20 protein-coding genes and 5 pseudogenes are annotated in these 26,455 nt (G+C 66.7%); 11 read left to right on the top strand and 14 right to left on the bottom strand.

What is annotated here, in order from left to right:
- Positions 1–146 (top strand): annotated as a pseudogene (locus XAXN_RS20715) (MATE family efflux transporter); the annotation flags it as partial.
- 84 nt (positions 147–230) lie between these two features.
- Positions 231–2,132 carry a signal peptide peptidase SppA gene (gene sppA, locus XAXN_RS06095; protein WP_054318894.1) on the top strand — a complete coding sequence of 634 codons (1,902 nt, stop codon included), beginning with the start codon at positions 231–233 and terminating at the stop codon, positions 2,130–2,132.
- 303 nt (positions 2,133–2,435) lie between these two features.
- On the opposite strand, the gene XAXN_RS06090 is transcribed toward sppA, so the two are convergent.
- On the bottom strand, positions 2,436–2,651 hold the full coding sequence (locus tag XAXN_RS06090) for a hypothetical protein (RefSeq protein WP_054318893.1): 216 nt from the start codon (positions 2,649–2,651) through the stop codon (positions 2,436–2,438).
- A 105-nt stretch (positions 2,652–2,756) separates the two neighbouring features.
- On the opposite strand from XAXN_RS06090, the gene XAXN_RS06085 reads away from it, so the two are divergent.
- Positions 2,757–3,533, top strand: a complete 777-nt coding sequence (locus XAXN_RS06085; RefSeq protein WP_042823965.1) for an SDR family oxidoreductase — start codon at positions 2,757–2,759, stop codon at positions 3,531–3,533.
- Positions 3,534–3,692: 159 nt separating this feature from the next.
- Here the strand turns inward: XAXN_RS06085 and XAXN_RS06080 are convergent.
- The 9 genes and pseudogenes from XAXN_RS06080 to XAXN_RS06040 form a co-directional block, all read right to left on the bottom strand.
- Positions 3,693–4,321 (bottom strand): annotated as a pseudogene (locus XAXN_RS06080) (DUF4124 domain-containing protein).
- A gap of 23 nt (positions 4,322–4,344) precedes the next feature.
- Positions 4,345–5,121 (bottom strand): hypothetical protein, encoded by a 777-nt coding sequence (locus XAXN_RS06075; RefSeq protein ID WP_054318892.1) that lies wholly within the window; start codon positions 5,119–5,121, stop codon positions 4,345–4,347.
- Positions 5,122–5,351: 230 nt separating this feature from the next.
- A complete protein-coding gene (gene tsaC / locus XAXN_RS06070) occupies positions 5,352–5,915 on the bottom strand; it encodes an L-threonylcarbamoyladenylate synthase type 1 TsaC (RefSeq protein WP_054318891.1) in 564 nt (187 codons plus the stop codon).
- 10 nt (positions 5,916–5,925) lie between these two features.
- Complete coding sequence (locus XAXN_RS06065; RefSeq protein WP_054318890.1) at positions 5,926–8,418, bottom strand: DNA topoisomerase I; 2,493 nt, start codon at positions 8,416–8,418, stop codon at positions 5,926–5,928.
- 158 nt (positions 8,419–8,576) lie between these two features.
- Positions 8,577–9,864: pseudogene (locus tag XAXN_RS06060) on the bottom strand (RDD family protein).
- 48 nt (positions 9,865–9,912) lie between these two features.
- Positions 9,913–10,630: pseudogene (locus XAXN_RS06055) on the bottom strand (pilin).
- Positions 10,631–10,670: 40 nt separating this feature from the next.
- On the bottom strand, positions 10,671–11,144 hold the full coding sequence (locus XAXN_RS06050) for a DUF494 family protein (RefSeq protein WP_003484452.1): 474 nt from the start codon (positions 11,142–11,144) through the stop codon (positions 10,671–10,673).
- Between the two features lie 42 nt (positions 11,145–11,186).
- Positions 11,187–12,332: a DNA-processing protein DprA gene (gene dprA / locus XAXN_RS06045; RefSeq protein ID WP_054318889.1), complete on the bottom strand. Its 1,146-nt coding sequence runs from the start codon at positions 12,330–12,332 to the stop codon at positions 11,187–11,189.
- A 71-nt stretch (positions 12,333–12,403) separates the two neighbouring features.
- The gene (locus tag XAXN_RS06040) at positions 12,404–13,540 is read right to left on the bottom strand and encodes a LysM peptidoglycan-binding domain-containing protein (RefSeq protein ID WP_054318888.1); all 1,137 of its coding nucleotides are present in this window, start codon (positions 13,538–13,540) and stop codon (positions 12,404–12,406) included.
- 131 nt (positions 13,541–13,671) lie between these two features.
- Between XAXN_RS06040 and def the strand changes: the two genes are divergently transcribed.
- The 5 genes and pseudogenes from def (at position 13,672) to XAXN_RS06015 (ending at position 20,021) form a co-directional block, all read left to right on the top strand.
- On the top strand, positions 13,672–14,184 hold the full coding sequence (def, locus tag XAXN_RS06035; RefSeq protein ID WP_054318887.1) for a peptide deformylase: 513 nt from the start codon (positions 13,672–13,674) through the stop codon (positions 14,182–14,184).
- Positions 14,185–14,578: 394 nt separating this feature from the next.
- Positions 14,579–15,502 (top strand): methionyl-tRNA formyltransferase, encoded by a 924-nt coding sequence (gene fmt, locus XAXN_RS06030; RefSeq protein ID WP_054318886.1) that lies wholly within the window; start codon positions 14,579–14,581, stop codon positions 15,500–15,502.
- Entirely contained in the window at positions 15,502–16,812 is a 1,311-nt protein-coding gene (gene rsmB, locus XAXN_RS06025) for a 16S rRNA (cytosine(967)-C(5))-methyltransferase RsmB (protein ID WP_054318885.1), read from the top strand. Before fmt ends, rsmB begins: the two co-directional genes overlap by 1 nt.
- Before the next feature lie 50 nt (positions 16,813–16,862).
- Positions 16,863–18,584, top strand: a pseudogene (locus XAXN_RS06020) (ArnT family glycosyltransferase).
- A gap of 168 nt (positions 18,585–18,752) precedes the next feature.
- The gene (locus tag XAXN_RS06015; protein ID WP_054318896.1) at positions 18,753–20,021 is read left to right on the top strand and encodes an O-antigen ligase family protein; all 1,269 of its coding nucleotides are present in this window, start codon (positions 18,753–18,755) and stop codon (positions 20,019–20,021) included.
- 199 nt (positions 20,022–20,220) lie between these two features.
- On the opposite strand, the gene XAXN_RS06010 is transcribed toward XAXN_RS06015, so the two are convergent.
- Positions 20,221–21,045, bottom strand: coding sequence for a glycosyltransferase family 2 protein (locus XAXN_RS06010; protein ID WP_054318884.1), 825 nt, complete (start codon positions 21,043–21,045; stop codon positions 20,221–20,223).
- Between XAXN_RS06010 and XAXN_RS06005 the strand changes: the two genes are divergently transcribed.
- Positions 21,046–22,104: a CDP-glycerol glycerophosphotransferase family protein gene (locus tag XAXN_RS06005; protein ID WP_134980583.1), complete on the top strand. Its 1,059-nt coding sequence runs from the start codon at positions 21,046–21,048 to the stop codon at positions 22,102–22,104.
- 75 nt (positions 22,105–22,179) lie between these two features.
- Here XAXN_RS06005 and XAXN_RS06000 read toward each other — a convergent pair whose 3' ends face one another.
- The 3 genes from XAXN_RS06000 to ribA all read right to left on the bottom strand — a co-directional run bounded on the left by XAXN_RS06000 (position 22,180) and on the right by ribA (position 25,430).
- Positions 22,180–23,685: a PH domain-containing protein gene (locus XAXN_RS06000; RefSeq protein WP_054318883.1), complete on the bottom strand. Its 1,506-nt coding sequence runs from the start codon at positions 23,683–23,685 to the stop codon at positions 22,180–22,182.
- Positions 23,682–24,158: a PH domain-containing protein gene (locus XAXN_RS05995; protein ID WP_042824925.1), complete on the bottom strand. Its 477-nt coding sequence runs from the start codon at positions 24,156–24,158 to the stop codon at positions 23,682–23,684. Before XAXN_RS05995 ends, XAXN_RS06000 begins: the two co-directional genes overlap by 4 nt.
- Before the next feature lie 138 nt (positions 24,159–24,296).
- Positions 24,297–25,430, bottom strand: a complete 1,134-nt coding sequence (gene ribA / locus XAXN_RS05990) for a GTP cyclohydrolase II RibA (RefSeq protein WP_054318882.1) — start codon at positions 25,428–25,430, stop codon at positions 24,297–24,299.
- A gap of 245 nt (positions 25,431–25,675) precedes the next feature.
- Between ribA and XAXN_RS05980 the strand changes: the two genes are divergently transcribed.
- Positions 25,676–26,197: a GNAT family N-acetyltransferase gene (locus XAXN_RS05980; RefSeq protein WP_054318881.1), complete on the top strand. Its 522-nt coding sequence runs from the start codon at positions 25,676–25,678 to the stop codon at positions 26,195–26,197.
- A gap of 74 nt (positions 26,198–26,271) precedes the next feature.
- Positions 26,272–26,455, top strand: a 184-nt coding sequence (locus XAXN_RS20705; protein WP_167694760.1) for a helix-turn-helix domain-containing protein, incomplete at its 3' end; no start/stop codon positions are given.

Raw genomic sequence — 26,455 nt, 5'->3', positions numbered from 1 at the left:
TCGGCGCCGGGCTCGGCCTGGGGCTGGGCTGGGGACCGAGGGGCATGTGGGTGGGCCTGATCCTGGGCCTGACGGTGGCGTCGATCCTGATGGGGTGGCGCTTCCGCCAGACCAGCTGGCGGCTGACCGCTACCGTGACACCCTGACTTCCAGCGCATGCCGCGCGCGCTGCGCAGCCGGTATGCTGGGCACCATCGATCTGTATGCAGCGTCTTTCGACGGAGCTTTCCATGAACCACCCCGTGCGTCGCAATCCCATCGCCAGCTTCTTCGTCGGCCTGTGGGATGTGATGAATTTCACCCGGCGCCTGATTTTCAACCTGGTGTTCTTCGGTTTCCTGTTCTTGCTGTTGCTGGTGTTCGCGGTGGCGCTGGCACGTGGCGATGGCACCAAGCCGCTGGCCGAGCGCACCACCCTGGTGATCAACCCGGAAGGCACGCTGGTCGAACAATTCAGTGCCGATCCGGTCAGCCGGTCGCTGGCCAAGGCGGTTGGCGACAAGAGCGCAGAAGAAGTGCAGCTGCGCGACCTGTTGCGCGTGATCGAGGCGGCCGGCAAGGACCGCAAGATCGAGCGCGTGTTGTTGAACCTGGACAAGTTGCAACCGTCCGGATTCGCGTCCCAACGCGAAGTAGCCGCCGCCTTGCAGAAGTTGCGCGCCTCCGGCAAGCAGATCGTGGCCTTCAGCGAGAGCATGAGCCAGGGCCAGTACCTGCTCGCCGCACAGGCCAACGAGGTGTATCTGGACCCGATGGGCAGCGTGCTGCTGGAAGGTCTTGGCCGCTATCGCCAGTACTTCCGCGAGGGCTTGCAGGACAAGCTCGGCGTGGACATGCACCTGTTCCGCGTCGGCGAGTACAAGTCTGCAGCCGAGCCGTACATCCTGGACGCGGCCTCGGCCGATGCCAAGGAAGCGGATTTGTTCTGGATGAACGATGTGTGGCAGCGCTATCTGGCCGACGTGGGCACCGCGCGCAAGCTGAGCCCGGCGCAGCTGGCTGCCGGCATCGACACGCTGCCCGAAGGCGTGGCCGCCGCCGGTGGCGACCTGGCCAAGTTCGCGCTGCAACAGAAACTGGTGGACGGGCTCAAGACGCGCGAAGAGGTCGATGCGCTGCTGGTCAAGCGCGGTGTCGCCGACAGCGATGCCGACAGCGGTTTCCGCAATATCGGGTTCAACGATTATCTGAGCCAGCTGCAGGCGCAGCGTTCGCCGATGGACAGCCGCCCGCAGATGGCGGTGGTCGTGGCGGCGGGCGAGATCAGCGGTGGCGAACAGCCGGCCGGACGTATCGGTGGCGAGTCCACGGCGGCGCTGCTGCGCCAGGCGCGCGACGACGAGGAAGTGAAGGCGGTGGTGCTGCGCGTGGATTCGCCCGGTGGCGAAGTCTTCGCCTCCGAGCAGATCCGCCGCGAAGTGGTTGCGCTCAAGCAGGCCGGCAAGCCGGTGGTGGTGTCGATGGGCGATCTGGCCGCTTCCGGCGGTTACTGGATGAGCATGAATGCCGATCGCATCTACGCCGACCCGTCGACCATCAGCGGCTCCATCGGCATCTTCGGCATGGTGCCGAACCTGACCCGCGCGCTGGACAAGATCGGCGTGCACACCGACGGCGTGGCCACCACGCGATTCGCCGGTGCGTTCGACATCACCCGTCCGCTGGATCCGGCCGCCGGCCAGGTCATCCAGGCAGTGATCAACAAGGGCTACGCCGACTTCACCGGCAAGGTGGCGCAGGCGCGTCACCAGTCGGTGGAGGCGATCGACAAGGTGGCGCGTGGCCGTGTGTGGAGCGGCGCGCAGGCCAAGGACCGCGGGTTGGTGGATGCGTTCGGCGGCATGTCTGAAGCGGTGGCCGATGCGGCCGACCGCGCCAAGCTGAGCCGCGGCAAGTTCCGCGTGCGCTATGTGGAAAAGCCGGCCACGCCGTTCTCGCAGTTCATGAGCGGATTTGCCGGCAGCCGCATGGGAGCCTGGATGCTGGGCGACTCGGGCATGGCGCGCGCGCTGCTGGCCCGCTCGTTGCCGGAAGTGGATACGCAGCTGCGCTTTGTCGAAAGCGCCGTGCACGACAGCAAGGCAGGCGGCACGCCGGTCAAGTCGCTGGCCTACTGCTTCTGCGGGTTCTGAGGCGTCGCGCTCCGTGCGCGAGTGATGCATCGACAACGCCAGCCAAGTGCCGGCGTTGTTGTGAGTGCGCCGATGATGCGGTGGTTTGAACGGCCGAACGAGGCAAGCAGACGGCAAGCCCCATGCTGGAATCGTCGAGCGCGCAACCATCAGCCATAAGCCGCTGGCCATCGCGCATGTTGTGGTGAGCGCAGTGACAGCCTTGGCAGGCGTTCACCGGTGGGTGTTGGCGCACCCGTGCGCTGACTTGGCGACAAATGCAGGTGTTTCAGGGCGCGCGTTCAGCCGGTTGCCGAGGTTTTGCTATTGCGTGGCTGCATCGATCGCCTTGCGCTGATCGTCGGCCGCCTGGTCGGTTGCGGCCTGCACCGCGCGCGCCTTGTTCAGCGGTTGCTGGATGTGGTCGCGCAAGGCGGTGGCCTGCGGGTCGGGCTTCTGATCGGTGGGCGCGGGCTGCGGCCGCTGACAGGCGCCAAGCGACAACGCCAGGCTAACTGCAAGCATGCAATGCATCTTCATCGTCGTGACCTCGCTTGGGGTGGCGTTATCCTAACGCCCGGGCCACGCATGCGCGTCAACTGCGTTGCAGCGGCCGTTTCCTGTGCTTTGAAGAGGATCACCCACGTGACAACGCACCGTTGGCGGCTGGATGGACAGACCGCCCTCATCACCGGCGCCAGCGCCGGAATCGGCCTGGCCATCGCACGCGAACTGCTTGGCTTCGGCGCCGACCTGCTGATGGTGGCGCGCGATGCCGATGCCCTGGCGCAGGCGCGCGATGAGCTTGCCGACGAGTTTCCCGAGCGCGAACTGCACGGGCTGGCCGCCGATGTCTCCGACGATGAAGAGCGCCGCGCCATCCTGGATTGGGTGGAAGATCATGCCGATGGCCTGCATCTGCTGATCAATAACGCTGGCGGCAACATCACCCGCGCCGCGATCGATTACACCGAAGACCAGTGGCGCGGCATCTTCGAAACCAATGTGTTTTCCGCATTCGAACTGTCGCGTTATGCGCATCCGTTGCTGACGCAACATGCTGCTTCGGCAATCGTCAACGTCGGCAGCGTCTCGGGCATCACCCATGTGCGCAGCGGCGCGCCGTACGGCATGACCAAGGCGGCGTTGCAGCAGATGACGCGCAACCTGGCGGTGGAATGGGCGCAAGACGGCATCCGCGTCAACGCGGTGGCGCCGTGGTACATCCGTACCCGCCGCACGTCCGGTCCGTTGTCAGATCCGGACTACTACGAACAGGTGATCGAACGCACCCCGATGCGCCGCATTGGCGAGCCGGAAGAAGTTGCCGCCGCGGTGGGGTTTTTGTGTCTGCCAGCCGCCAGTTACATCACCGGAGAATGCATCGCGGTGGATGGCGGCTTCCTGCGCTACGGGTTCTAGCGCAGGCAACAAATACCCGCCTGGTTTCGATGGGATGCGCATGGACGCAGAGCCGCCATGTTCATGCACATGCCGGTGCTGCGCGCGTGTTCTTTCAACCAAATGGCGATTGCTCGCCAACTGTCCAGACCCGTTGGCTCAATCGCGCGACAGGCGTGTTCAGGGCGTGGCGGCCGGATTGGCGCAACGGCTCTCGTCCAGAACCCGGCGCATCTGCGCATAGCGCTGTTTGCGCTCGGCCGACTGCGCTTCATCGGAGAAGCGCCAGGTGGATTCGGCCTGCTCGGCGCGTTTGCGCCAGGCCTCGCACAGGCTCTGGTCCGGCACCGGCGCGCAGCGGTCGGTGACCACTTCGCAGGCGCTGCCGCCTCCAGTGGCCGGCCCGCCGGCCAGGTTGGTGGTCTGCATCGGCAGGCAGCGCGTGGCCGGTTCGCGGTCTTCGGTGAAGTAACGCCCGTTGTCGTGTGCGGTGCACTCGAACAGTGGCGGCGGTGGCAGGGTCGACGTGGAGGTGACCGTCGGTGCCGGCGGTGCGGCAGGCGTGGCCGGTGCAGCGGGCCCCGGTGCAGCCGCCTGCGCAGCGGCCCGTGCTTGTGCTGCTGGCACCGCATGTGCAGGCGCCGGGTTGGCAGCGCCGCCGGTGCGGTCATCAGCTTCTTCTGTTGTTGCATGCCCTTCGGGCACGGCATGTTCTGCACCGTCAGTGCGCCGGCCGGATCGGTACAGCGATAGATGGTCACTTCCTGCGCGCCGGCCAGCGAACCGAGCGCCATCATGCTGAGCGTCATTGCGCCCAACAGCGGCCAGCGCCTCATGCGCCGCCGCAGTCGCGTTGCTGGCGCGCCTCGATACCGCGCTGTTCGCGGCTGAGATCCTCGCGCTCGCTCTGCAGCGCGCTGTTGTAGCGGCGGATCAGCTCCCAACGGCGGTCGGCCAGCCGCGCGCAGACTTCCTGTGCGGGCAGGGCATGGCATTCGTCGCGGATCTGCACGTTGCCGTACGGCACGATGACCGTGCCGCCGTATCCGCCGCCGTTGTAACCGCCCTGATAGCCGTCCTGGTACGGATCTACACCAAAGCTCGCGCTGCCGCGGATGCTTCCTCGTCCGGAGCCGCCCTGCACCGAGATCGCCGGACGCGGGCTCACCGAGATCGGTGGACGCTGGATACCGCCACCGCCGCTGAGCGGGGGCGCAACGGTATTGCCCACATAGGCGGGCCCCCAGGTCGGCACCCAGCGCGGATTGCCTTCCGGGCTGTCGCTTGTGTAGCGGTTGCCGTCTTCGGTGATGCACTCGTACATCGGCTGTGGCGGCTGCACGGTGACGACGCGGACCTCATGCGTGGGCGCTGCGGCGACCGGTGCCGGCGGCTCCACGCGGGCCGGACGCGGCGGCGGGTCTTGCGGCCGTTGCAGATCGAGCACCTGCTGGCGACCGCTGCTGCAGGGGGCATCCTGCAGGGCGACGGTGCCGGTGCTGCTCACGCAGCGATAGACCCGTACATTCGGGTCGGGTTTGCTCGCGGGGGCGGGGGCCGACGTAGGCAGCGCCGCGGCGAGCAGCAGAACAGTCAGGACGGTGCGCATGGCCGCAGTGTGCGCGTCTGTGCGGCCGCCGCAAAGGGGGGGGGGCGGCTGACCCGGTGTGCAGGGTCCAGGCGCCAACGCGCCAGATGGCTGCGGCCTGCTGCCCGAGGGTCAGGCAGTCGTCAGGTAGGCCGACAAGGTCGGCGGCCCGGAGCATTCGGCGCGGGACAGACGAAACCGATGGACCCGCCGCGTCCGCCTGATGGCAGCGCGGTCGCTCTCGGTCGCACTCAGTCGCGCAGGATCTGCCCGTTGCGTGCGTCGCGGATCTGGGTCGGCTGCGCCAGGGCGCCGGTCTCGCCATCCACCACGCCGTCGATCGTCGCCAGCAACGCCGGATCCAGGGCGGCGCGGCTGCGCGCTGGCGGCTCGCCGGCCAGGTTGGCGCTGGTCGACAACAGCGGCGCCCCCCAGGCCGCGCACAGCGCCGCCACCACGGGATGCGCGCTGATGCGTACCGCCAGCCCGTCATGCTCGCCGGTGACCCAGCGCGGCGCCCGATCGGTGATCGGCAAAATCCAGGTGTGCGGGCCGGGCCAGCTGGCCAGCACGTCCTGCCGGCGTGCCGGCTCCAGTGCCTCGATGTCGACCCAGTCGCGCAGCACGTCCACGCTCGACGCCACCACGATCACGCCTTTCTCCACCGGGCGCCGCTTGATCTCCAGCAGCCGCATCACCGCCGCGTCCTGGCGCGGGTCGCATCCCAGTCCCCACACCGCTTCGGTCGGGTAGGCGATCACGCCACCCTGCGTCAGTGCGGCGACGGCCTGATTCAGGTCGAGTGTATGGGTCATGCTGCGCCTCTCAGCCTACGGCCTTGCTCACGGTTTTCTTGACCACGCGCTTGGCGGCCTGCTTGGCAGCCGTCTTCTTGGCCGGCGCCTTCTTGACAGCGGTCTTGCCGGCTGCGGTCTTGGTCGCGGTCTTCTTGACGGCAGGCTTCTTCGGCGCCGAATCCTTGACCGTATTCTTCTTCAGGGTGGCCTTCTTGGCGCCAAAGCCCTTGCGCACCGGCTTGCCGGTGTCGGCCAGCAACTGCTGCACTTCTTCGAACGTCAACGACGCCGGCTCACGATCCTTGGGGATCTTGCCATTGAGCTTGCCGTCGCTGATGTACGGGCCGAAGCGTCCGTTGAGCACCTGGATGTCGCTGCCGTCGAATTCCTTGATCACCCGGTTGCGTGCGATCTCTTCCTTCTCTTCGATCAGGAACACCGCGCGCGCCAGGTCGATGGTGTAGGGGTCGTCTTCCTTCTTCAGCGAGGCATAGGTGCTGCCGCGGCGTGCGAACGGGCCGAAACGACCGATGCCCACGCTGACGTCCTGGTCCTTGTCCTGACCCAGCGCGCGCGGCATCTTGAACAGGTCCAGCGCATCTTCGATGGAGATCGAGTAGATGCTCTGGCCAGGACGCAGCGACGCGAAGGTGGGCTTGTCCTCGTCTTCGACCGTGCCGATCTGCACCATCGGACCGAAGCGGCCGATGCGCGCGCTGACTTCCTTGCCGCTGATCGGGTCGGTGCCGAGCACGCGCACGCTGCCGGCATCGGTCTTGTCCAGCGAGTCTTTTTTCTCTTCGACCAATTCCTTGAACGGGCCCCAGAACTTCTCCATCAACGGGATCCACTCGGTTTCGCCGCGCGACACCGCATCCAGGTCGTCTTCCAGATTGGCGGTGAAGTCGTAATCGACATAGCGGGTGAAATGTCCGGACAGGAACTTTGACACCGCCCGGCCGACGTCGGTAGGGCGGAAGCTGCGGCCTTCCATCTCGACGTATTTGCGGAACTGCAGGGTCTGGATGATCGAAGCGTAGGTGGAGGGACGGCCGATGCCGTATTCCTCCAGCGCCTTGACCAGCGCCGCTTCGGTGAAGCGCGGCGGCGGCTGGGTGAAGTGCTGGTCGGTGACGATGCGGTCCAGCGGGACGTTGTCGCCGGCCTTCATCAGCGGCAGCTTGCGGCCTTCGTCTTCGTCCTCGCTGCTCTTGGTGTCCTTGCCTTCTTCGTACACGGCCAGGAAGCCCTGGACCACCACGGTGGTGCCGCTGGCGCGGAACACGTGCTCGCTGCCGGCCGACAGATCCACGCTGACGGTATTGAGCGTGGCCGGAATCATCTGGCAGGCCACGGCGCGGCGCCAGATCAGCTCGTACAGGCGGCGCTCGTCCTCGGACAGGAAACGCGCTACCTGCGCCGGGGTGCGCAGCGCGGAGGTCGGGCGCACCGCTTCGTGGGCTTCCTGCGCATTCTTGGATTTGGTGGTGTAGGCGTTGGGCTGGTCGGGGAGCGAGGCGGTGCCGAAATCGCGCGCGATCACATCGCGGATTTCCGCCAGCGCGTCCTGCGACAGGTTCACCGAGTCGGTACGCATGTAGCTGATCAGACCGACCGAGCCTTCATCGCCGAGTGCCACGCCTTCGTACAACTTCTGCGCCACCTGCATGGTTTTGCGGGTGGTGAAGCCGAGCTTGCGCGAGGCTTCCTGCTGCAGCGTGGAGGTGGTGAACGGTGGAGCGGGGCGGCGCTTGCGCTCCTTGCTGGCCACATCGGTGACATGCAGCACGCCTTGCGCGGCCTGCTGGATGCGCAGGCGCGCCGCCTCGGCGGTGTCGCCGTCGGTCACGGTGAACTGCTCGAACTTCTGTCCATCCAGCTTGATCAGTCGCGCGTTGAACGCCTGCGAGGGATGCCGGCAATGCGCATCGATGGACCAGTATTCGCGCGGGATGAAGGCTTCGATCTCTTCTTCGCGCTCGACGATCATGCGCAGCGCCGGCGATTGCACGCGGCCAGCGGACAGGCCGCGCTGCACCTTGCGCCACAGCACCGGCGACAGGTTGAAGCCGACCAGGTAATCGAGCGCGCGGCGCGCCTGCTGCGCATCCACCAGGTCGCCGGCGATCATGCGTGGCTTGGCCATCGCCTCCTTGATCGCGCGCGGGGTGATCTCGGTGAACACCACCCGCTGCATCGGCTTGTCCTTGAGCAGGCCGCGCTCTTTCAGGATCTCGGCGATGTGCCAGCTGATCGCCTCGCCCTCGCGGTCCGGGTCGGTCGCCAGAAAGATGTCGTCGGCACCCTTGGCGGCACGCGCAATGGCTTCGACGTGCTTCTCGTTCTTCTCGATCAGGTCGTACCGCATCGCAAAGCCATTGTCCGGATCGACCGCGCCCTCCTTGGGGACCAGGTCGCGCACGTGCCCATACGAGGCCAGGACAGTGAAGTCCTTGCCGAGGTATTTATTGATCGTCTTGGCCTTGGCGGGCGATTCGACGATGAGCAGGTGCTTGGGCATGGTGGCAACTTTTTGGGGCGGAGCCCGGGGGGCGGGTAGCGTGGCCTAATTGGCCGGTCGAGGGAAGCAGATCGACCGTTTCCCGCGCGTTAACGCCCGGGAAGACTCCCGGGCGTTCAGTTCTCTTAATTAGAAAGATCATGGCGGACGCCGCCGTGTCAAGCGGCCAGCGCCGCGAATCGCTGGCGCTGGCTCATTCCGATCGCCGCCAGCATGAAGGCAACGACCACCACCGAGAGCACCAGGATCAGCCCGTAAATGGGCAGGACCACGATGGACACGGTATCCAGGCCGCGAGATTGCCGCTCCGGATGCTCGGTGAACGCCCAACGGTCCACGACCAGGGTGTTGCAGACCTTGTCGTGCGGGGCCTGCTTGCGCTCGGTCATGCCGGCCATGAAGGCGGCCACGATCACGCCGATGCCCAGGGTCAGCACGCTGATCAACATGTAGGCCAGATAGCGCAGCACATTGCGCCAGAACCCGACCCGGCCGCCATTGCTGTCGGCACGCACCAGCTTGATGCCGCAGGCGAGCTTGCCCAGGCTGGCCTGATGCCGGCTGGACTGCATCCAGGCGAAATACAGCGTCGGGATGGCCAGACCGATGCCATAGGACAGCACCACGATGGCGATGCCGAGCGCACTGCCGTCGTCCAGCGCCGAACCCGAATCGCCGCGCGTGGTGACAAGCGCCACCACGAACACCAGCGGAATCACGATCAGGTACACCGCGAAGGTGGTGATCAGGCTATCGAGAATGCTGGCGGCCACGCGCCGCCACAGGCTGGCGTAGACCACCGGCGCGTCGTGCAGCGCGACGCTTGCGGCGGGCGCTGCGAGGGCCGGGGCATCCCAGGCGCTTGCAGGTGGCGTGGTCGCCGCTGCCGGGGTGGAATGCGGTGGCGACGCCGTGTTCGAGGTCGTGGTCGGGCTTGGATCTGACGCCAGCGGCGTGGTGGACCATGCCGACGGGTCTGATGAAGGGGATTGATCGTGTGGCGGGTGTAATGGGAAGGCGATTGTCGGGTGGTGATCGGCACCATCAGTCGCACCGGCATCACTGGTGCTGGTACTTGCACCGGCAATGCCGCCCCCGGCAAATGCCGGCTGCCAGCGCGATGTCGCAGCGGCGTGGTCGTCGATCGGCAGGGTTGCGGAAGGCGAGGCTGTGGCCGGCGCATTGTCGCCGGAATACGCAGCCGACAATGGCGCATGGCTTGCCGCGTCCGCCGGCATCGGCCCGCCGGCTTCCGGGGCCGCGAAAGCCGCTGCGCTACCGAAGCCCAGCTCGCCCTCGACCTCGTGCAGTGCCACCCATTGCGCCAGGCCTTCGCGCCAGACCAGGCTGGAACGGTCGATGATGCCCTGCGACAGGCGCGCACGAAGCGTGTCCGTGTCCACCGGGCCCCTGGCGCTGCCGCTGTGCGTCGGCGTAGTACCACATGCGTCATGTTGTCCCCTTAACGTGTAGCGATCAGCATGCAGCTGGCGGTCAGCCGCGGCAATCCGGTGGAAGTTGGGTCTCGTCGTTTTCGGAACTGCAGTGCCAGCTGCCTGCATCCGCATCCAGCTCCAGCCACACGGCCTTGCCGTCGATTCTGGCCGACTTGGGTGCATGGAGCACGGCTTCGATGCCGCATTCGCTGCCCTCGAAACGGCCGATGCGCACGCTGCTCAGCCGCTCGCTCGCGTACTGCTCGGGTGGCTTGAACCCCGCGTCGTCATTGGCCGGGCAGCGGCTTTCACTGGCCAGGAATTCGGTGATCTGCGGCTTCAGTGCCGCCAGCTCGCCGACCGCCTCGGCGACTTTGGCCCGGCTCAGGTAATCGTTGTAGGCCGGGAACGCGATCGCAGCGAAGATGCCAATGACGCCCACCATCACGAAGACACCGACCACCGCACCGAGTACTGCAACCAGGGGCCAGCCGTGGCGATTGCTGCGCGGCTGCGCTGGCGCAACGGACGGATGGGCAGGCGGAACGTACGCCGCGGCAGGCGGCAACGGCGGCGGAACCGCGCCGCACATCAGTGGAAACAGGCGGCCCTAGGGTGTCGGTGCAGGCGGACAGCGGCAACCAGTTGTCCAGGCCTTCGCGCCAGACCAGCGTATCCAGGGCGATCACGCGATCGCGATACAGGCCCAGCAAGGCATCCTCGGCCACCGGGCCATGCCTATGGCGGTGGCCATCGGCGTAATACCAACTGCGCATCCCCGTTCCCCTGCACGCACATCCGTGGCGGCTTCAACGCTCAGTGTACGGGTTCAGGCTCGTCCAGGAACATCTGGGTTTCCATCCAGGCGTAAGCCGCTTCCGCTCCGGGCTGGTTGAACAACACCATCAGGACCACCCACTTGAGATCGTCCAGATCCAGTTCGTCCTGATCCAGCGCCATGGCGCGGTCCAGCACCAACTCGCGCTGGTCGGCGTCGAGAATGCGGTGTTGTTCGAGGAACAGCAGAAACCCGCGGCAGTCGACATCGAGCTTGTCCAGCTCCGGCCCGTGATAGATCCGCACCGGTCCATCGACGTGCGGGCGCGCGACGCTGGGCCGCTGCTCGGAAAGCGCGTCCAGCCAATCGAAGGCTTTGCTGATTTCTGCGGGGCTGAAACCGGCCTGGATCAGGCCATTTTGAAGCGAGTCACGGTCACGGACCAAGTCCGCGTCTTCGCTGAAGTAATGTTCAAACAGGTACAGCAGTACATCGAGAATGCTCTCTTTCATTGCCCTCGGCCTGCGTCGCGCGACGCTGTGGAGGTGAAGAAACTAAGGATTGCGGGTATAGCGACCGTGCTCGGTGACCACGTCTCCCTCGAGTTCCATGATGAGCAGCATGGAGGACAGCGCGGCGGCCGTCAATCCGGTGCGCTGCACCAATGAATCCATAGGGGTTGGGTCGTGGCCCAGCGCTTGCCACAAGCGCTGGTAGTCGGGATCGGAGCGGGCAACGCCGGCGCCAGCGCGGGTCGTTGCCTTGCTGGGCAACTCAATGGGGGCGGCCAGGCGCTCGCGCAAGGCGCTGGCCAATTCGCCAGACAGCTGGCCCAGTCCCTCGATCACCTGTGCAGGCTCCTGCGCCAGCGTGGCGCCCTGCCGGATCAGGTGATGGCAGCCGCGCGCGAGCGGATTGTGCAGCGAGCCGGGTAGGGCGAACACCTCGCGGCCTGCTTCGGCGGCCAGCCGGGCGGTAATCAGTGCGCCCGAACGCATCGCCGCTTCGACCACCAATGTCCCCAGCGCCAGCCCGGTGATGATCCGGTTGCGGGCCGGAAAGTGCGCCGCGACCGGGGCAGTGCCCGGCAGATATTCGCTGACCACCGCGCCGCGTTCGGCGATGCGATCGCGCAGGCCTTGGTGCCACTCGGGGTAGGCGACATCGACACCCGTGCCGACTACCGCCACGGTGATGCCGTCGTGCTGGGCCAGTGCGGCCTCGTGCGCGATCGCATCCACGCCGGCAGCCATGCCGCTGACGATGCTCAACCCGGCGCAGGCCAGGCTGGAGGCGAATGCGCGGGTATGGTCGCGGCCGCCGGCAGTGGCCGAGCGGCTGCCCACCACCGCCACGCTCGGGTGCCAGAGGACGTTGGGGTTGCCGTCCACGAACAAGGCCATCGGCGGGTTGGCGATATGCTGCAGCAGGGCCGGGTAATCCGGATCGCGCCAGCCGATCAGGTGATGGCCGGGCTGTTCGCACCAGCGCAGCGCGGCGTCCAGCGCATGTGGATCGGGCCGCTGCAGCAGCGCAGCTTGCACCTCATCGCAACCAGCGGCGCGCCATGCCCCCGGCCCGGCTGCCAGCATCTCGGACGCTGACTCGTACAAGGTCAGCAATTTTCGTCGAGGCGGTCTGCGGCCGCCCGCCAGCAACAGGATCAGGAGCGCGCGCAGGTCGGGATCGTTTTGGGCCATACACCCAGGTTAGGCTGCAAACGACGACGGCCCCCTCGGGCGCCGTCGCGTTGATGCATCGGATCTTTCGCCTACTGCGCGTCAGGATGCTTGACGAAATAGCCCAGGCCGGTCGGCTTGACGCTTTCCATCACCAGCGCATAGCTGACCTTGTCGAAAGTGCGGAACACCATCGCATGCGAGGCGTACTCGTCGGGCAGGCCGACGGTGGAGCCGGACGGGCCGCTGAAATCGTCGTCGGTCCGCGAGAAGCGCGAATGTTTGACGCGGTCGCTGACCGTGCGGCCCTTGCGCCAGATCGAGAACACCGTGCCGTTGTTGATGCCTTCGCGGGCGCCGCCGGAGATGGCGATCACGTCGCGCGTACCGCCGACGCTGAAGGCGTCGGAGATGGCCAGCACGCGCAGTTCGGTCTGCAGCGCCTGTTCCGACGGCGGATGCGGAATGAACTGCAGATCGTACGGCTGCGCTTCGACTGCGACGATGCGATCGCCGGCGCGCACTTCGCGGCCGCTGTCCTGCAACAGCAGGGTCGCCGCCTTGGAGTTGCCGCCTGCCGCGCTGCGGGTGATGGTGCCGACGTTGACCTGCGCCATCTCGTAGCCGAGGAACTCGCGGCGCGTGCTCGGCGCGATGAAGTTCTTCCAGATGTTGCCGGAGCCGGCGGTGATGTTGCCGGCCATGTCCAGGTCTTCGTTGTGCTTGGGCAGGCTGAACTTCACGGTCGGGCGAACCACCGCAAAGCGCTGACCCGGCTGGGCGTTTTCCAGACCGACCACGTAGGCGACCTGACCGGTGGTGGCACGCGTGCGACCGCCTTCCAGACCCACGACATACGGCAACTGGTCGAAGTCGTCGACCACGCGCAGGTTCTTCAGGAACGGCTCGACGTCGGCCAGCGGAATGGCGTTGATCGGCGCTTCCTGGCGCGGGCCGGGCTGGATCGTGCCTTTGCCGACCCGGTCCAGATAGGCCAGGCTGATCACGTCACCCGGATAGATCAGGTGCGGATTCTGAATCTGCGGATTGGCTTGCCAGATTTCCGGCCACAGCCATGGTTTTTGCAGGAAACGCCCAGCAATGTCCCACAAGGTATCGCCCTTGCGGACCACATAGGTGTCTGGATGCTCGCCCACCGCTTGCGCGGCAGCGTAGGTCGCGACGGTCAGCATCGCCGCAGCGACGACCGTACGAAGTCGGTTCAACATAGGTGCCTTCTTGCCTGATTCCCCAACAGGTCTGCACACTATAGTCTAGAAACCGGGGCGCCACGCAAGCATTGCGCTAGAATGAGACCGTCTTGCCGGCGCCGCGCCGGTGTTTCCAGACGGGTAACCCCATGGCTTTGCTCCCAATTCTTGAGTTTCCCGACCCGCGGCTGCGCACCAAGGCCGTGCCGGTCGACGCTGCCGAGGTCACCAGCCAGGCGTTCCAGACGCTGCTGGACGACATGTTCCAGACCATGTACGAGGCGCCCGGCATTGGCCTGGCTGCCAGTCAGGTGAACGTGCACAAGCGATTCATGGTGATCGACATCAGCGACGAGAAGAACCTGCCGCAGGTGTTCGTCAACCCCGAGATCGTGAGCAAGCAGGGCGAGCAGCTGTATCAGGAAGGCTGCCTGTCGGTGCCTGGCATCTATGCCGATGTCAGCCGCGCCGACGCGATCACCGTGCGCTATCTCGACCGCCAGGGCCAGGCGCAGGAACTGCATGCCGACGGGCTGCTGGCGGTGTGCATCCAGCACGAGATGGACCACCTGGACGGCAAGCTGTTCGTGGATTATCTCTCGCCACTCAAGCGCGAAATGGTGCGCAAGAAGCTGGCCAAACAGCGCAAGCATGTGGCTTGAGGGCTGGGATTGGGGATTGGTGATTCGGGATTGGCAAAAGCGGGGTCTTGCTGGTCGTTGAGTCTGCTGTTTCAAATCTTCGGGCGCAGATCCTGGTGTGATCTGTTTCCTGCGTGAGTCGTCGAATCGCCATTGCCCCAGTCCGCGTGCGCAGCGCCTTGAGACTCGGGATGCGGGATTGGATAAGCCGCTGCCCGTCGCGGCTATCGAATTGCTGCTTGCAACTCCCGCTTTTCACCGTGTCTATTGATGCTGGGCAATGCCGCTTTCGGCGCCGGTCGCCAAATCTGCCCGCCCAACTGTCCACCCCATTTATCAGTTCCACGCCGCCACCGTCCCGGCTAGCACATCCGCCGTTGCCAATCCCCAATCACTACTCCCAAATCCCAGCCCTATGAGAATCATCTTCGCCGGTACGCCGGATTTCGCTGTCGCTTCGTTGCGCGCTGCCGCGCAGCGGCATGAAGTGGTGGCGGTGTACACGCAGCCGGATCGGCCCGCCGGGCGTGGCCGCGGGTTGACGCCCTCGCCGGTCAAGATCGAGGCGATTGCGCGCGGCATTCCGGTGTTCCAGCCGCAGACGCTGCGTTCGCCCGAAGCATTGGCGACGTTGCGTGCGCTGGATGCGGACCTGATGGTGGTGGTGGCTTACGGGTTGATCCTGCCCAAGGCAGTGCTGGCCGCGCCGACCCATGGTTGCTGGAACGTGCATGCCTCGTTGCTGCCGCGCTGGCGTGGCGCCGCGCCGATCCAGCGTGCGATCGAGGCCGGCGACACCGAGACCGGCGTGTGCCTGATGCAGATGGAAGCCGGCTTGGACACCGGTCCGGTGCTGCTGTCGCAGCGCATCGAAATTGGCGAGCAGGAAACCGGCGGCCAGCTGCACGACCGGCTGGCCGCGCTGGGCGCGCAGGTGCTCTCCGATGGCCTGGGTCTGTTGCGCGCCGGCATCCATCCGGTGGCGCAACCGCAGCCGGCCGACGGGGTAACCTACGCGCACAAGCTGGACAAGGCGCAGGCGCGGCTGGATTGGGCGCAGCCGGCGCGGGAACTGGCGCGGCGCGTGCGCGCGTTCAACCCGTGGCCGGTCGCCGAGGCGAGCCTGGATGGCGAGCGCGTGCGCCTGCATGGCGCAGTAGCACTTGAACTGGCCCATCAACAGCCCCCGGGCACCCTGCTGGCGGCCAGCAAGCAGGGCATCGATATCGCCTGCGGTGAGGGTGCGCTGCGGGTGCGCGTGCTCCAGCGCGAGGGCGGCAAGGCGATTACCGCCGCCGATTACCTCAACGCGCGGCGCGACCTGCCGGCGCTGCGCTGATGTCGGCCGACACCGCAACCGCCGGCGTTGCCTCGCGCTTGGCCGCCGCACGCGTGCTGACGGCGGTGTTCGATCAGGGCCGGTCGTTGAAGGCCGAACTTGCCGCGACCTTGCCCGGCATCGGCGATCCGCGCGATCGCGCGCTGGTGGAGGCGATCTGCTTTGCGGTCATTCGCCGGCGCCCGGCGTATGACGTCGCGTTGCGGCAATGGCTGGAACGTGCATTGCCGCCCCGCGATGCCGAACTCAAGGCGCTGCTGATGGTCGGTTTCGCCCAACTCGACGTGCTGCATCTGCCCGCGCACGCCGCGTTGTCGGCCACGGTGGATGCGTGCCGCGCACTGGGCCGGCCCCGTCAGGCCGGCATGGTCAACGCGATCTTGCGGCGTGCCCAGCGCGAAGGATTTCCGGCGGTGGCCGACGATGCCGGTTGGCCGTCGTGGCTGCGCAAGCAGCTGCGTGCGGACTGGGGTGAGCGCGCTGAGGCCATCTTCGTGGCGAGTGCGCAGATGGCGCCGATGTGGCTGCGTGTGCAGCGTTCACGCGTCGATCCGGCGGCCTATGTCGCACGATTGGCCGAACTAGGCATCGCCGCTCACACCGATGCGGTGTTGCCGGACGCGGTGCGCCTGCACAGCGCAGTGCCGGTGAGCCAGTTGCCGGGCTTTGCCGAAGGCGATGTGTCGGTGCAGGACGGCGCTGCGCAGCAGGTGGCCGATGCGTTGACCCTGGCGCCGTCGGCACGCGTGCTCGATGCCTGCGCGGCGCCCGGGGGCAAGGCGGCGCATCTGCTGGAGCGCCATCCCGGGTTGCAGCTCACCGCGCTGGATGTGGATGCGCGGCGCCTGGAGCGCGTGCAGCAGACCTTGCAGCGCACGGTCCCCAATGCGCAGGTTGCAGTGCAGACGGCCGACGCCGCCGAGACGGACGCGTGGTGGGATGGCCAGCGGTTCGATGCGGTGCTGCTGGACGCGCCATGTTCGGCCACCGGTGTGGTGCGTCGTCAACCGGATGTACTGCTGCACCGGCGCGCCGACGACATCGATGCGCTGTGTGCGCTGCAGGCGCGGCTACTGGATGCGACCTGGCGCACGCTGCGCCCGGGCGGACAATTGCTGTACACCACCTGCTCGCTGTTGGCGCGCGAGAACCAGGCGCAGGTCGAGGCATTCCTGCAGCGCACTCCCGACGCGCAGGCGCAGCCCTTGGGTGCGCAGTTCGGGCATGCCGCCGGCGCCGGACGTCAGCGGTTTCCAGGCGAGCAGCACTGCGACGGATTTTTCTACGCGCTTTTGCTAAAAGCCTCCTGATCGCGCGCGAAGTCCAGCGCTCCACCCTCTGCGTCCGATTGCCGCCCGACATGTTCAAAAATCGCGCTTCCACCGATGTCTGGTTGCTGGCCATGACCGCCGTGCTGGTGATTGGTGCCGGCCTGGGTTTGCGTGACCCGTGGCCGGCGGACGAGCCGCGCTTTGCGCTGGTGGCCAAGCAGATGGTGTTGAGCGGCGACTGGCTGTTCCCGCATCGCGGCAACGAGCTGTATTCGGACAAGCCACCGATGCTGATGTGGCTGCAGGCGTTTTTCTACACGCTGCTGGGCAACTGGCGGGTGGCGTTCCTGCTGCCGTCGTTGCTGGCCGCGTTGGGCACATTGGCCTGCGTTTACGATCTGGGCCGGCGGCTGTGGACCCGGCGCGTCGGCGTGTATGCGGCCTGGATGCTGCTGTTTACGCTGCACTTCACCTTTCAGGCCAAGAAGGCGCAGATTGACCCGCTGGTGGTGTTCTGGATCACCCTGGCCAATTACGGCTTGCTGCGGCATCTGCTGATGGGCCCGGCCTGGCGCTGGTGGACGCTGGGTTGGTTCGCCGCCGGCTTGGGTGTGATCACCAAGGGCGTTGGCATCATCGCGCTGCTGATGCTGATCCCGGCCGGGATTGCAGCGGCGCGTGGCTGGCCGGGCGTACGCGTGCATGTGCGCGACCGGCGCTTCTGGCTGGGGCCGCTGTTCTTTTTCGTGGCGATCCTGCTGTGGTTCGTGCCGATGATGGTGACCGCGCTGACCGCTGGCCAGCCCGAATACCGCGTGTATCTCAACGACATCCTGCTGCGCCAGACCGCCAAGCGCTACGCCAGCTCCTGGGATCATGCGCAGCCGGTCTGGTACCACCTGCAAAGCATGGCCACGATGTGGCTGCCGACCATCCTGCTGCTGCCGTGGGCGATCCCGGCGTGGCGGCGCCGGCTGCGGCGGAGCGATCCGCGCTATCTGCTGCCGCTGGCCTGGTGGCTGCTGGTGCTGGTGTTTTTCACCATTCCCAGCGGCAAGCGCGATGTGTACATCCTGCCGGCGCTGCCGATGTTCTGCCTGGCACTGGCGCAGCTGGTGCCCGGCCTGCTGCGCCGGACTGGCGTGCAGCGGCTGCTGTTCGGGTTCGGGCTGCTGCTGGCAGTGGTGTTCTGTGCGGGTGGTGCGGCGATGCTGATCGGCCACCCGGGCTTCGAGCAGAAGATCATGGACAGCCGCGGGGTCGGCAGCGAAGCTACCGACCCGCTGGGCTGGCTGCTGCTGGCGGTGGGTACCTGGGGCATCGCCAGCCTGCTGCTGCTGCGCGTGCGCCGCTCCGCGTTTGCGGTGGTCTCGCTGCTTGGCGCGTGGTGGGTGGCGTTCGGGCTGGTGTGCTACCCGATCTTCAACGATTCCAGTTCGGCCGGTGCGGTGATGCGCCAGGCCGGGCGCCGCATTGGCCCGGATGCGCAACTCGGGTTGGTGGCATGAAAGGAGCAGAACCTGCTGATGGCCGACCGGCCTGCGCAGACCTTCGGCTTCAAGGTGCCGTGGGAGACCCAATTACAGCGCGGCGTGGCCTGGCAGGCAGAACAACCCGGCCAGCGCTGGCTGTTGGCACAGGAGACCGCATTGCTGGCCTGCGTGGATCGCAGCCGCAGCCAGTTGGTGGGCGTGGCCAACCGCAGGCGCTGGTGGTTGGTGCCGGCCGACGCGGTGCGTGGCGCCTGCGTGGCCAGCTCCAGCGAGCGTGCGGTGGAAGCAAAGGAGCAGGGCAACCTGGACACCGAATGAGCCAGCCGACCCCACCGGTGCACGCGCGTCGTGCAAGGTGCCATTGGCGCGGCGTCAATGCAGCGGCCGGTAGCTGTCTAGCAGGGATTCATGCGTCGCATCGTTAGCTTGGCCGGCGCTGCCAAAGCCTGGCCACTGCGTCGCCCCCCTTTTCCCACCGATCTGCAGATGAATTCCTTGCGTTCCCAACCCGCGTCGCTGTCGCCCGCTGCCCCGACTACCTCGCGGGCAGGCGTGCGCATTGCCGAGCTGGGCGCGTTCGCATTGACTGCGCTGGTGGTGAGCATGCCGAGCGGGTTGCTGCCGTTCGGCCTGTGCCTGCTGCTTGGTTCGCTGGTTGGCTGGCGCGGCCTGCGTGACGGCATTGCTGCGCGCGAATGGTCGTTATGCGTGGTGGGTTGGCTGACGGTGGCGGTGATTGCAATGTCGCTGCTGTCGATCGCCTTGTTCGAGCACGGGCTGCGCGATGTGGGCAACCGCTCGCGCTTCCTGGTGCTGCCATGGGCGGCGCTGTGGGCATATGTATTGCAGCCGCGCCAGTTGTGGTTGTGGCGCGGTGCCTTGGTCGGCGTGTTTGCGGCCATGCTGATCGCGCTGTTGCAGGTGATGAACGGTGCCGACCGCGCTGAAGGCTTCACCAACGCCATTGTGTTTGCCGACATCGTGCTGATGTTGCTGGTGGTGGCGGTGTTCTGCCGCCCGCTCGGCAGCGTGCGCTGGCTGGTAGGCGCTGCGGTCGCCACCGTGGTGGTGATCGTGCTCAGCGGCAGCCGCGGGGTATGGCTGGCGATGCTGGCCACGCTGGGTGTGCTGATCTGGGGTGCGCCCTGGCACAGCACGCGCGTGCGCTTGCTGACCTTCATCGGCGGCGCGCTGCTGGCGGTGGGTATCGCGCTCAGTGTGCCGGCGCTGACCGACCAAATGCGGCTGGGCGAATTGCAGCGCGACCTGCAGCGTTACGAAGTGGGCGACACCGATTCGTCGGCCGGTGCCCGCATCGAACGCCTGCATGTGGCTTGGAACACGCTGAAGACGCATCCGCTGACCGGTGTGGGCGTTGGTCGTTTCGACGATGCGATGCACGACCTGCCGACCTGTGCCGCCGACCCGTCGTTGTACCGTTGCCAGTTGGGGCATGCGCACAACGATCTGGCCGAATGGAGTGCGACCCAGGGCGTGCCCGGCCTGTTGCTGCTGCTTGCCGTCTACGGCGTGCCGCTGTGGGTGTTCGTGCGATTGCATCGGCGCAGCGAGCAACAGCAGTTCCGCGGCCCGGCGGCGGCCGGGGTGATGCTCGTGATCAGTTATGCCTTGTGCGGCCTAACCCAATCGATGTTCGCGCACCAGGTGGCGGCCAGCTTCTACACGGCCATGGTCGGCGTGCTGGTGGGTCTGTCCGCGCGGCAGGCGCAGTCGGATGTGGCGAGCGCTCGGTAGCGGCGGGTGATCCTCCGGCTGGATGTGGCGCGTTCACCAGCAGCGCGCAGCTGGAGTGCCTGATCACACGCCTGTGCAAAAACAGAAGGGGTGCAGTCGTTGCTGCTGTTGGGGTGCGTTGGCTTGCACATGCCCACTTCTACGCACCGTTGGCGGCATTCATCAGCTTGCCTGCAGCTCTCGAGGTTTTTATCTGTTCTTACTCGCCGCGTCGATCCGGCGCGCGCGGCGGGTCTTGCACCGGCTGATTGTTTTGCAGCAGCCACAACATGATGGTCTTCTGGCGGACGTAGTTGGCGCGCACATACGCGTAGATCAGCCCATGCCAGCCATCGCGAAAGCCGCCGCGCAACAGGTAGCCGCGCCAGAAGCGCCAGGCCGGCGCCAGCACCAGCTTGCTCCAGGTGGCGCGTTTGCCGCGTGCGTGTTCGTGCTCGGCCATCATCTGCGCGTAGCGCTGGGTCTTGCTCAGTTGCTGCATCAGCGAGCGGTACGGGTAATGGACCAGATCGCCCGCCAAGGTTTCCACGGGGCCATCCACGCTGGCCGCCTCGTGGATCTCGCGCTTGCCGCGCCAGCCGCCGCGGCGGCGATCGAACAAGCGCAGCACGCGGTCCGGGTAGGCGTTGCCGTGGCGCAGGAAGCGCCCGAAGTAGTCGGACAGGCGTGCGAAGCGGTAGCCGGCCGCCGTGGCGAAACCGGCATCGCGCGCAGCGATGATCGAGCTGCGCAGTTCATCGCTGATACGTTCGTCCGCGTCCAGGCACAACACCCAGTCGTGGCTGGCCTGTGCCACGCAGAATGCCTTCTGGCTGCGGTAGCCATCGAAGGCGCGGTGCAGCACGCGTGCGCCGTAGTCGCTGGCGATGGCGGTGGTGGCATCGGTGGAGCCGGAGTCCACCACCACGATCTCGTCGCAGAACGCCAGCGAGGCTAAACAGTCGCGTAGGCGATCGGCCTCGTTGAACGCGATAATGCAGGCGCTGATGCGAGGCCGTTCGTCGGGTGCGGTCGAAGAGGACATGTGATGGCCGATTACCTACTGTTCGCAACGGAGCGTTACGCGTTGCCTATTCTGGCGCCATTGGCGCAGGCATTACAGGCCTGCGGGCATGCGGTGTCGGCCTGGTTCGAAGGCGGCGCGCGCGGGTTGGCGCTGCCGGGCGTGCGCGAGGTCGGCCTGCGCGAAGCGTTGACGCTGCGTCCGCGTGCGGTATTCAGTGCCGCCAATTGGGTGCCACCGTTTGTTTCCGGTGCGAAAGTGCAGCTCTTTCATGGTTTCAATGTGCAAAAGCGCGAGGACAATCGCGGCCATTTCCGGGTGCGTGGGTTGTTCGATCTGTACTGCACGCAAGGCCCGGCCACCACCGCGCCGTTCCGCGCGCTGGCGCAGCGCGAGGGCCATTTTGCGGTGGTGGAAACCGGCTGGCCCAAGCTCGACCCGGTCTTTCGCGACGATGGCGGGCGTAGCGCGGCCCTGCGTACGCCGGCCGCCGGCCGCCCGGTGATCCTGTTCGGTTCTACCTTTACCGAGCGGTTGAGCGCAGCGCCCGCACTCTACGACGAGATCGCCGCCGACATCGCGCGCGGCGCGCATTACTGGCTGCTGACCTTGCACCCGAAGTGCGCTCCAGAGCTGTTCGATCGCTATCGCGCACTGGCAGGCGCCAACGCACGCTTCATCGAGCCCGAAGAGGTCATGGCCGCGCAACGTGCGGCCGACGTGCTGGTTTCCGATACCTCATCGATCGTGTCCGAGTTCGTGGTGCAGCACAAACCGGTGGTGACCTTTCGCAACCGTGTGCCGCAGCCGCACATGCTCGACTTCCGGCAGGCCGAGCAGTTGCCGCAGCAGCTGGCGCGCGCGCTGGCGCCGGATGCGGCATTGCGTAGCGCGCTTGCCAGTTACGCCGATGCGATTCACCCGTATCGCGACGGGCATTCTTCCAAGCGGGTGATTGCCGCCACCGAAGACTTCATCGCCGGCAAACTCGGCGGACTGCGCCGCAAACCGCTGGGTGCGGTGTGGCGCGGGTTGCAGATCCGTCGCGAGTTCGGATATTGGGGGCCGTCGCAGCGTTGATCGCTGCTGGTTGATCGTTGACGAGAGGCTGCTGCTGATGCGTGGTTGATCCAGTCCCGATTCCCGATTGCCCAATCACCAGCGAAGCTTGCGCCGCGCCAACGCGGCACCGAGTTGCGCCTGCAGCGCCTGCGCCTGTGCAAACGGCACAAACCGCAGCCGCAGCGCCGGGCCGGTGGCACTGGCGCCGGCCGTATCCAGCCACAGTGTGGCGGTGCCGGACAACCGATCCAGCGGCGAGCGTTGCAGTTGCAGCGCCTGCAGCTTGTCCAGCTCGGCCAGCCGCCACCAGCGCTCCCACCAGCCGCCGCGCACCGCAAGGTAACGCGCATCCACCGCGTAGGCCATGCGCTGCACCTGGCGCTGCGCCTTGAACGCGCTCCACGGCAGCCACACCAGCAGCCACAAGGCCTGGCTGCCGAACTGCCACGCCAGGCCCGCCGCCAGCGGCGGCAGCATCAGCGCGGTGGGCAGACTCAGCCGCCACCAGCAATGCGTGGCGATCGTCTGCCACTGCGCCGGCGGCCAGGCGATGCCGGGCAGTAGGCGTTGCAGCAACGCGTCGCAGTGCTGCGGGTCGGCAATGGGCGCGAGCTCCTTCAGTGCGCTGCCTTCGTTATCGCCTCTGTCGGCCACTGCGGTGTCTACCCGCAACTGGCGACGACCGAACAGGCGGTGCAGCAGGCCTTCGTACAATGTCCACGACTGAATCCGCCGCAATGCCACGCTGCTGCGGATCCGCGTCAGCAGCCCGCGCTCCACGGTGAGGCGGCGCTCGGATTCGCTCAGATGGAAGCCATGGTATTGGGTCACCGCCAAGGCGACCGACAGCGCGCGCATGACCATCAACAGGGCAAGCGTGGCGAGGGTCACCAGCGTTGCCGTGACCGCGACGCCGGGATGGATCTGGCTGACGTAGCGATAGGCCAGCTCGCCGTTATGCTCGACGAAGTTGGACACCGTGCGGCGCGGAATCATCTGGTAGATCACGCCAAAGCCGGCCGCCACCACCACCATGCCGCGATTGGAGATCAGACCCAGCCGGATCACCTCCGCCAGCGGCAGGCGCAGCAAGCTGCCGCTGTCTTCCTCGATCTGCGGCGCCGGGGCGTCTGCGTCGGTTGCACGGCGCCGTATCAGATCTTCCAGCGCCAGCGCCTGATCCAGCCGCAGCACGCGCATTTCCGCTTCCGGCTTGTGCCCACCGGCCGATTCCAGCCGCACCTCGGCCACGCCGGCCAGTCGATGCAGCAGCGATTGATGCACCACCACGTTATGGATGCGCGCAAACGGAATATCGCGCCGGCTGCGTTCCAGCAGGCCGCTGCGAATGGCCACGCTATCGCTGCCGATCCGGTAGCGGTAGGTGAAGTAGCGCAGCACCGAAATCGCCACCAGCACCGCAATCACCACACCGGTGGCGATCTGGTCGGCAACATCGCGATTGCCGTCACGGCTGCCGAACAGGACCAATGCGGCCAGCGGAATCAGGAACTGACGGATCTGCTGCAGCAACACGAACACCCACGACAACGGATGCAGGCGCTGCTCGTCGTTGCCGGGATGTGCGATGGCGCTCATAGCGCGTCGTCGTCGTGATCGAGCTGCCGGGCCAGGCGGTCGCGCAGGCGCTCGGCATCGTCCTGATCCAGCCCCGACAGCGCCACCGCGTTAAGCCGGCTGCCGGCGGTGTGCACCACCAGCGTGGTCAGGCCGGTCGCGCGTTCGATCGGCCCGCGGCGCAGGTCCACATGCTGCACGCGCGAAATCGGAACGCGCGTATCGCTTTGCCATAGATGACCGCGCTGGAGCGCCAGGCCATGCTGATCGAGTTTCCATTGCGTCAGCCGGTGCCGTTTGACCGCCAACCAGGCGCCCAGCAGGGCGATGACCGCGGTCACGCCCAACACCGCCGGCCACTGATGCCAGGCGTGCAGCCAGACAAGCGTGACGCCGGCTGCGATCAGGCCCGCACACCCGCCGCCGAACGCGCCATTGATCGCCGCCACATACGCACCGCGACGCGGCAGCGACTGCCACTGGCTGTGCGTCACGGCCGGGGCTTCTGCCGGAGCGGGCCGGACCATGACATCGGGGTTCGGCGGTGGAGCGTCGTGCACGTGGCTGGCCTGCAGAAGCGGTGCGCAAGCATAGCCGGCTGCCCAGTGCCGGCGCACCCGGCGCCGGGCGTGTTATTGCGCGGCCAGGATCAACGCGTCCACATCCAGCGCGTGGCCGGCGCGCGCGGCCTTGGTGCGCAGGTATTGCTCGTTTTCGGCGGTGATGTCGCCGGTGATCGCGATGCGGTCTTCGACCACGATGCCGGCCGCGCGCAGGCGCTCAGCCTTGGCCGGGTTATTGGTCAACAGCCGGATCCGGCGGATGCCAAGCTCGCGCAGCATCGCCACCGCACTGCCGTAGCGGCGCTCGTCAGGACCAAAACCCAATTGCGCGTCGGCGTCGATGGTGTCCAGGCCCGCATGCTGATAGCCGTAGGCGCGCATCTTGGCGGCGATGCCGGTGCCGCGGCCTTCCTGGTCCAGATACAGCAGCACGCCGCCACCGAGCTCCTTCAATTTGGCCAGGCCGTGCCGCAGCTGGTCGCCGCAATCGCATTTAAGCGAGCCGAACAGGTCGCCGGTGAGGCACGACGAATGCACGCGCACCGGCACGGCATTGCTCAGGTCCGGCTGGCCGACCACGATCGCCACCTGATCGCGCTGCGCCACGCCGCCGCGAAACACCACGAACTCGCTCATGCCCAGGCCGCGCAGCGGCACCGGGGTGCGGGTCACCAGCTCGTAGCCGGCGGCGGCGGATGTGGCACAGCCGCGGCTCAAATCGTCCAGCGCCAGCGATTGGCAGCCGGCGAACGCGGCATGGTCGTGCACATCGCGCAGCTCCACCGCCAGCAGCGCCGGGAGCAGCAGGCCAAGCCGCGCGATCTCCACGCCGCCGGCATCCAGCGCATCGCCGGCCGTCCACTGCGTGGGCACCGGGGTGTCGCGCAGGTAGGCCAACGCAGCGAGCTGGTCGTAGCTGTGATCGATCAGGCCCACGCGCGCACCCTGTGGCGCGCTCAGCCCCAGCACCTGGGCGCGGGTGGGCGTCACAAAGAGATAGTGGCGGCCCTGGGCGGCGCGTGCGAAAGCCGCATACGACTGCGCCGTGCTGCTGTCCAACGCGAGCACCGCACGCGCCTGCCCATCGGCCGCCGTCAGCAAGACCGGGCGCCCGGCACGCAGTTCGGACGCGGCGCGCTCACAGCGAATCGACGCCGGATCGCCGAAGGCCTGTGCGCTGGGGGAGGGGAGGGGGCTGCTCATGCACGACTCCAGATGGGGATTGCCACGGCCGCTTCAAGGCGGACGCCGCCGCGGTCACTGCGTGATCGTCTCTGCCCATTGTCGCGTGTCTGGCAACAGGCAGTCGCCAAGACTTGGTAGAACGCTGCATCCAGCCGCTGCCGGTTGAGTGGGCATGCGCGCGCCGCTTGGTTGTCCTGCGGCTTGCGTTGTTCAGGGTCCGGCAATGCTTTCTAATCGGGCGACCTCCATGTTCGTCGGGCTCCATGCACATTGTCGATTGCAGCCAAGCGCGCCACGCCGGTGCCATTCTGGACATCTTCAACGAAGCCATCGCCAACTCCACTGCGCTGTACGACTACCGGCCACGGCCCCCGGAGAGCATGGTCGGCTGGTTCGCCACCAAGCAGGCCGGCGGCTTTCCGGTGATCGGTGTGGAGCACGACGACGGTACCCTGATGGGCTTTGCCAGTTATGGCACCTTTCGCGCCTGGCCCGCCTTCAAGTACAGCGTCGAGCATTCGATCTACGTGCACCGCGACCATCGCGGCAAGGGCCTGGGGCGCCTGCTGCTGCAGGCCCTGATCGCAGCGGCGCAAGCGCGCGGCGTGCACGTGCTGGTGGGCGGCATCGATGCCAGCAACCAGGCCAGCATCGCGTTTCACGAACAGTTCGGTTTCACCCACGCCGGCACCGTGCGCGAGGCCGGTTTCAAGTTCGGGCGCTGGCTGGACCTGGCGTTCTATCAACGCATCCTGGCCACGCCTGCCGATCCGCACGACGACTGAGCGCCGTTGCTAGGGGGGTGTTTGATCCCATGCTTTGATGGTGCACTATTTTCCCTCGATTGGAAGGAAGCACTATGGGCCAGGTTCTACACGGGAGCGCCACTACGACAGAGGCGATCCGTCGAGCGATACAACATAGTCAAGAGAGCCTGAGAGCGCTATCCAAGCGCTACGGGATCAATCAGAAAACGGTGGCGAAGTGGAAGAAGCGTCGCTCGACTGCCGATTTGCCAACCGGGCCGAGGCAGCCGTGTTGCA

Origin of the sequence: Xanthomonas axonopodis (assembly GCF_001304695.1) — a bacterium.
Lineage (GTDB): Bacteria > Pseudomonadota > Gammaproteobacteria > Xanthomonadales > Xanthomonadaceae > Xanthomonas > Xanthomonas axonopodis.
This window is presented reverse-complemented; position numbering and strand designations above follow the sequence as displayed.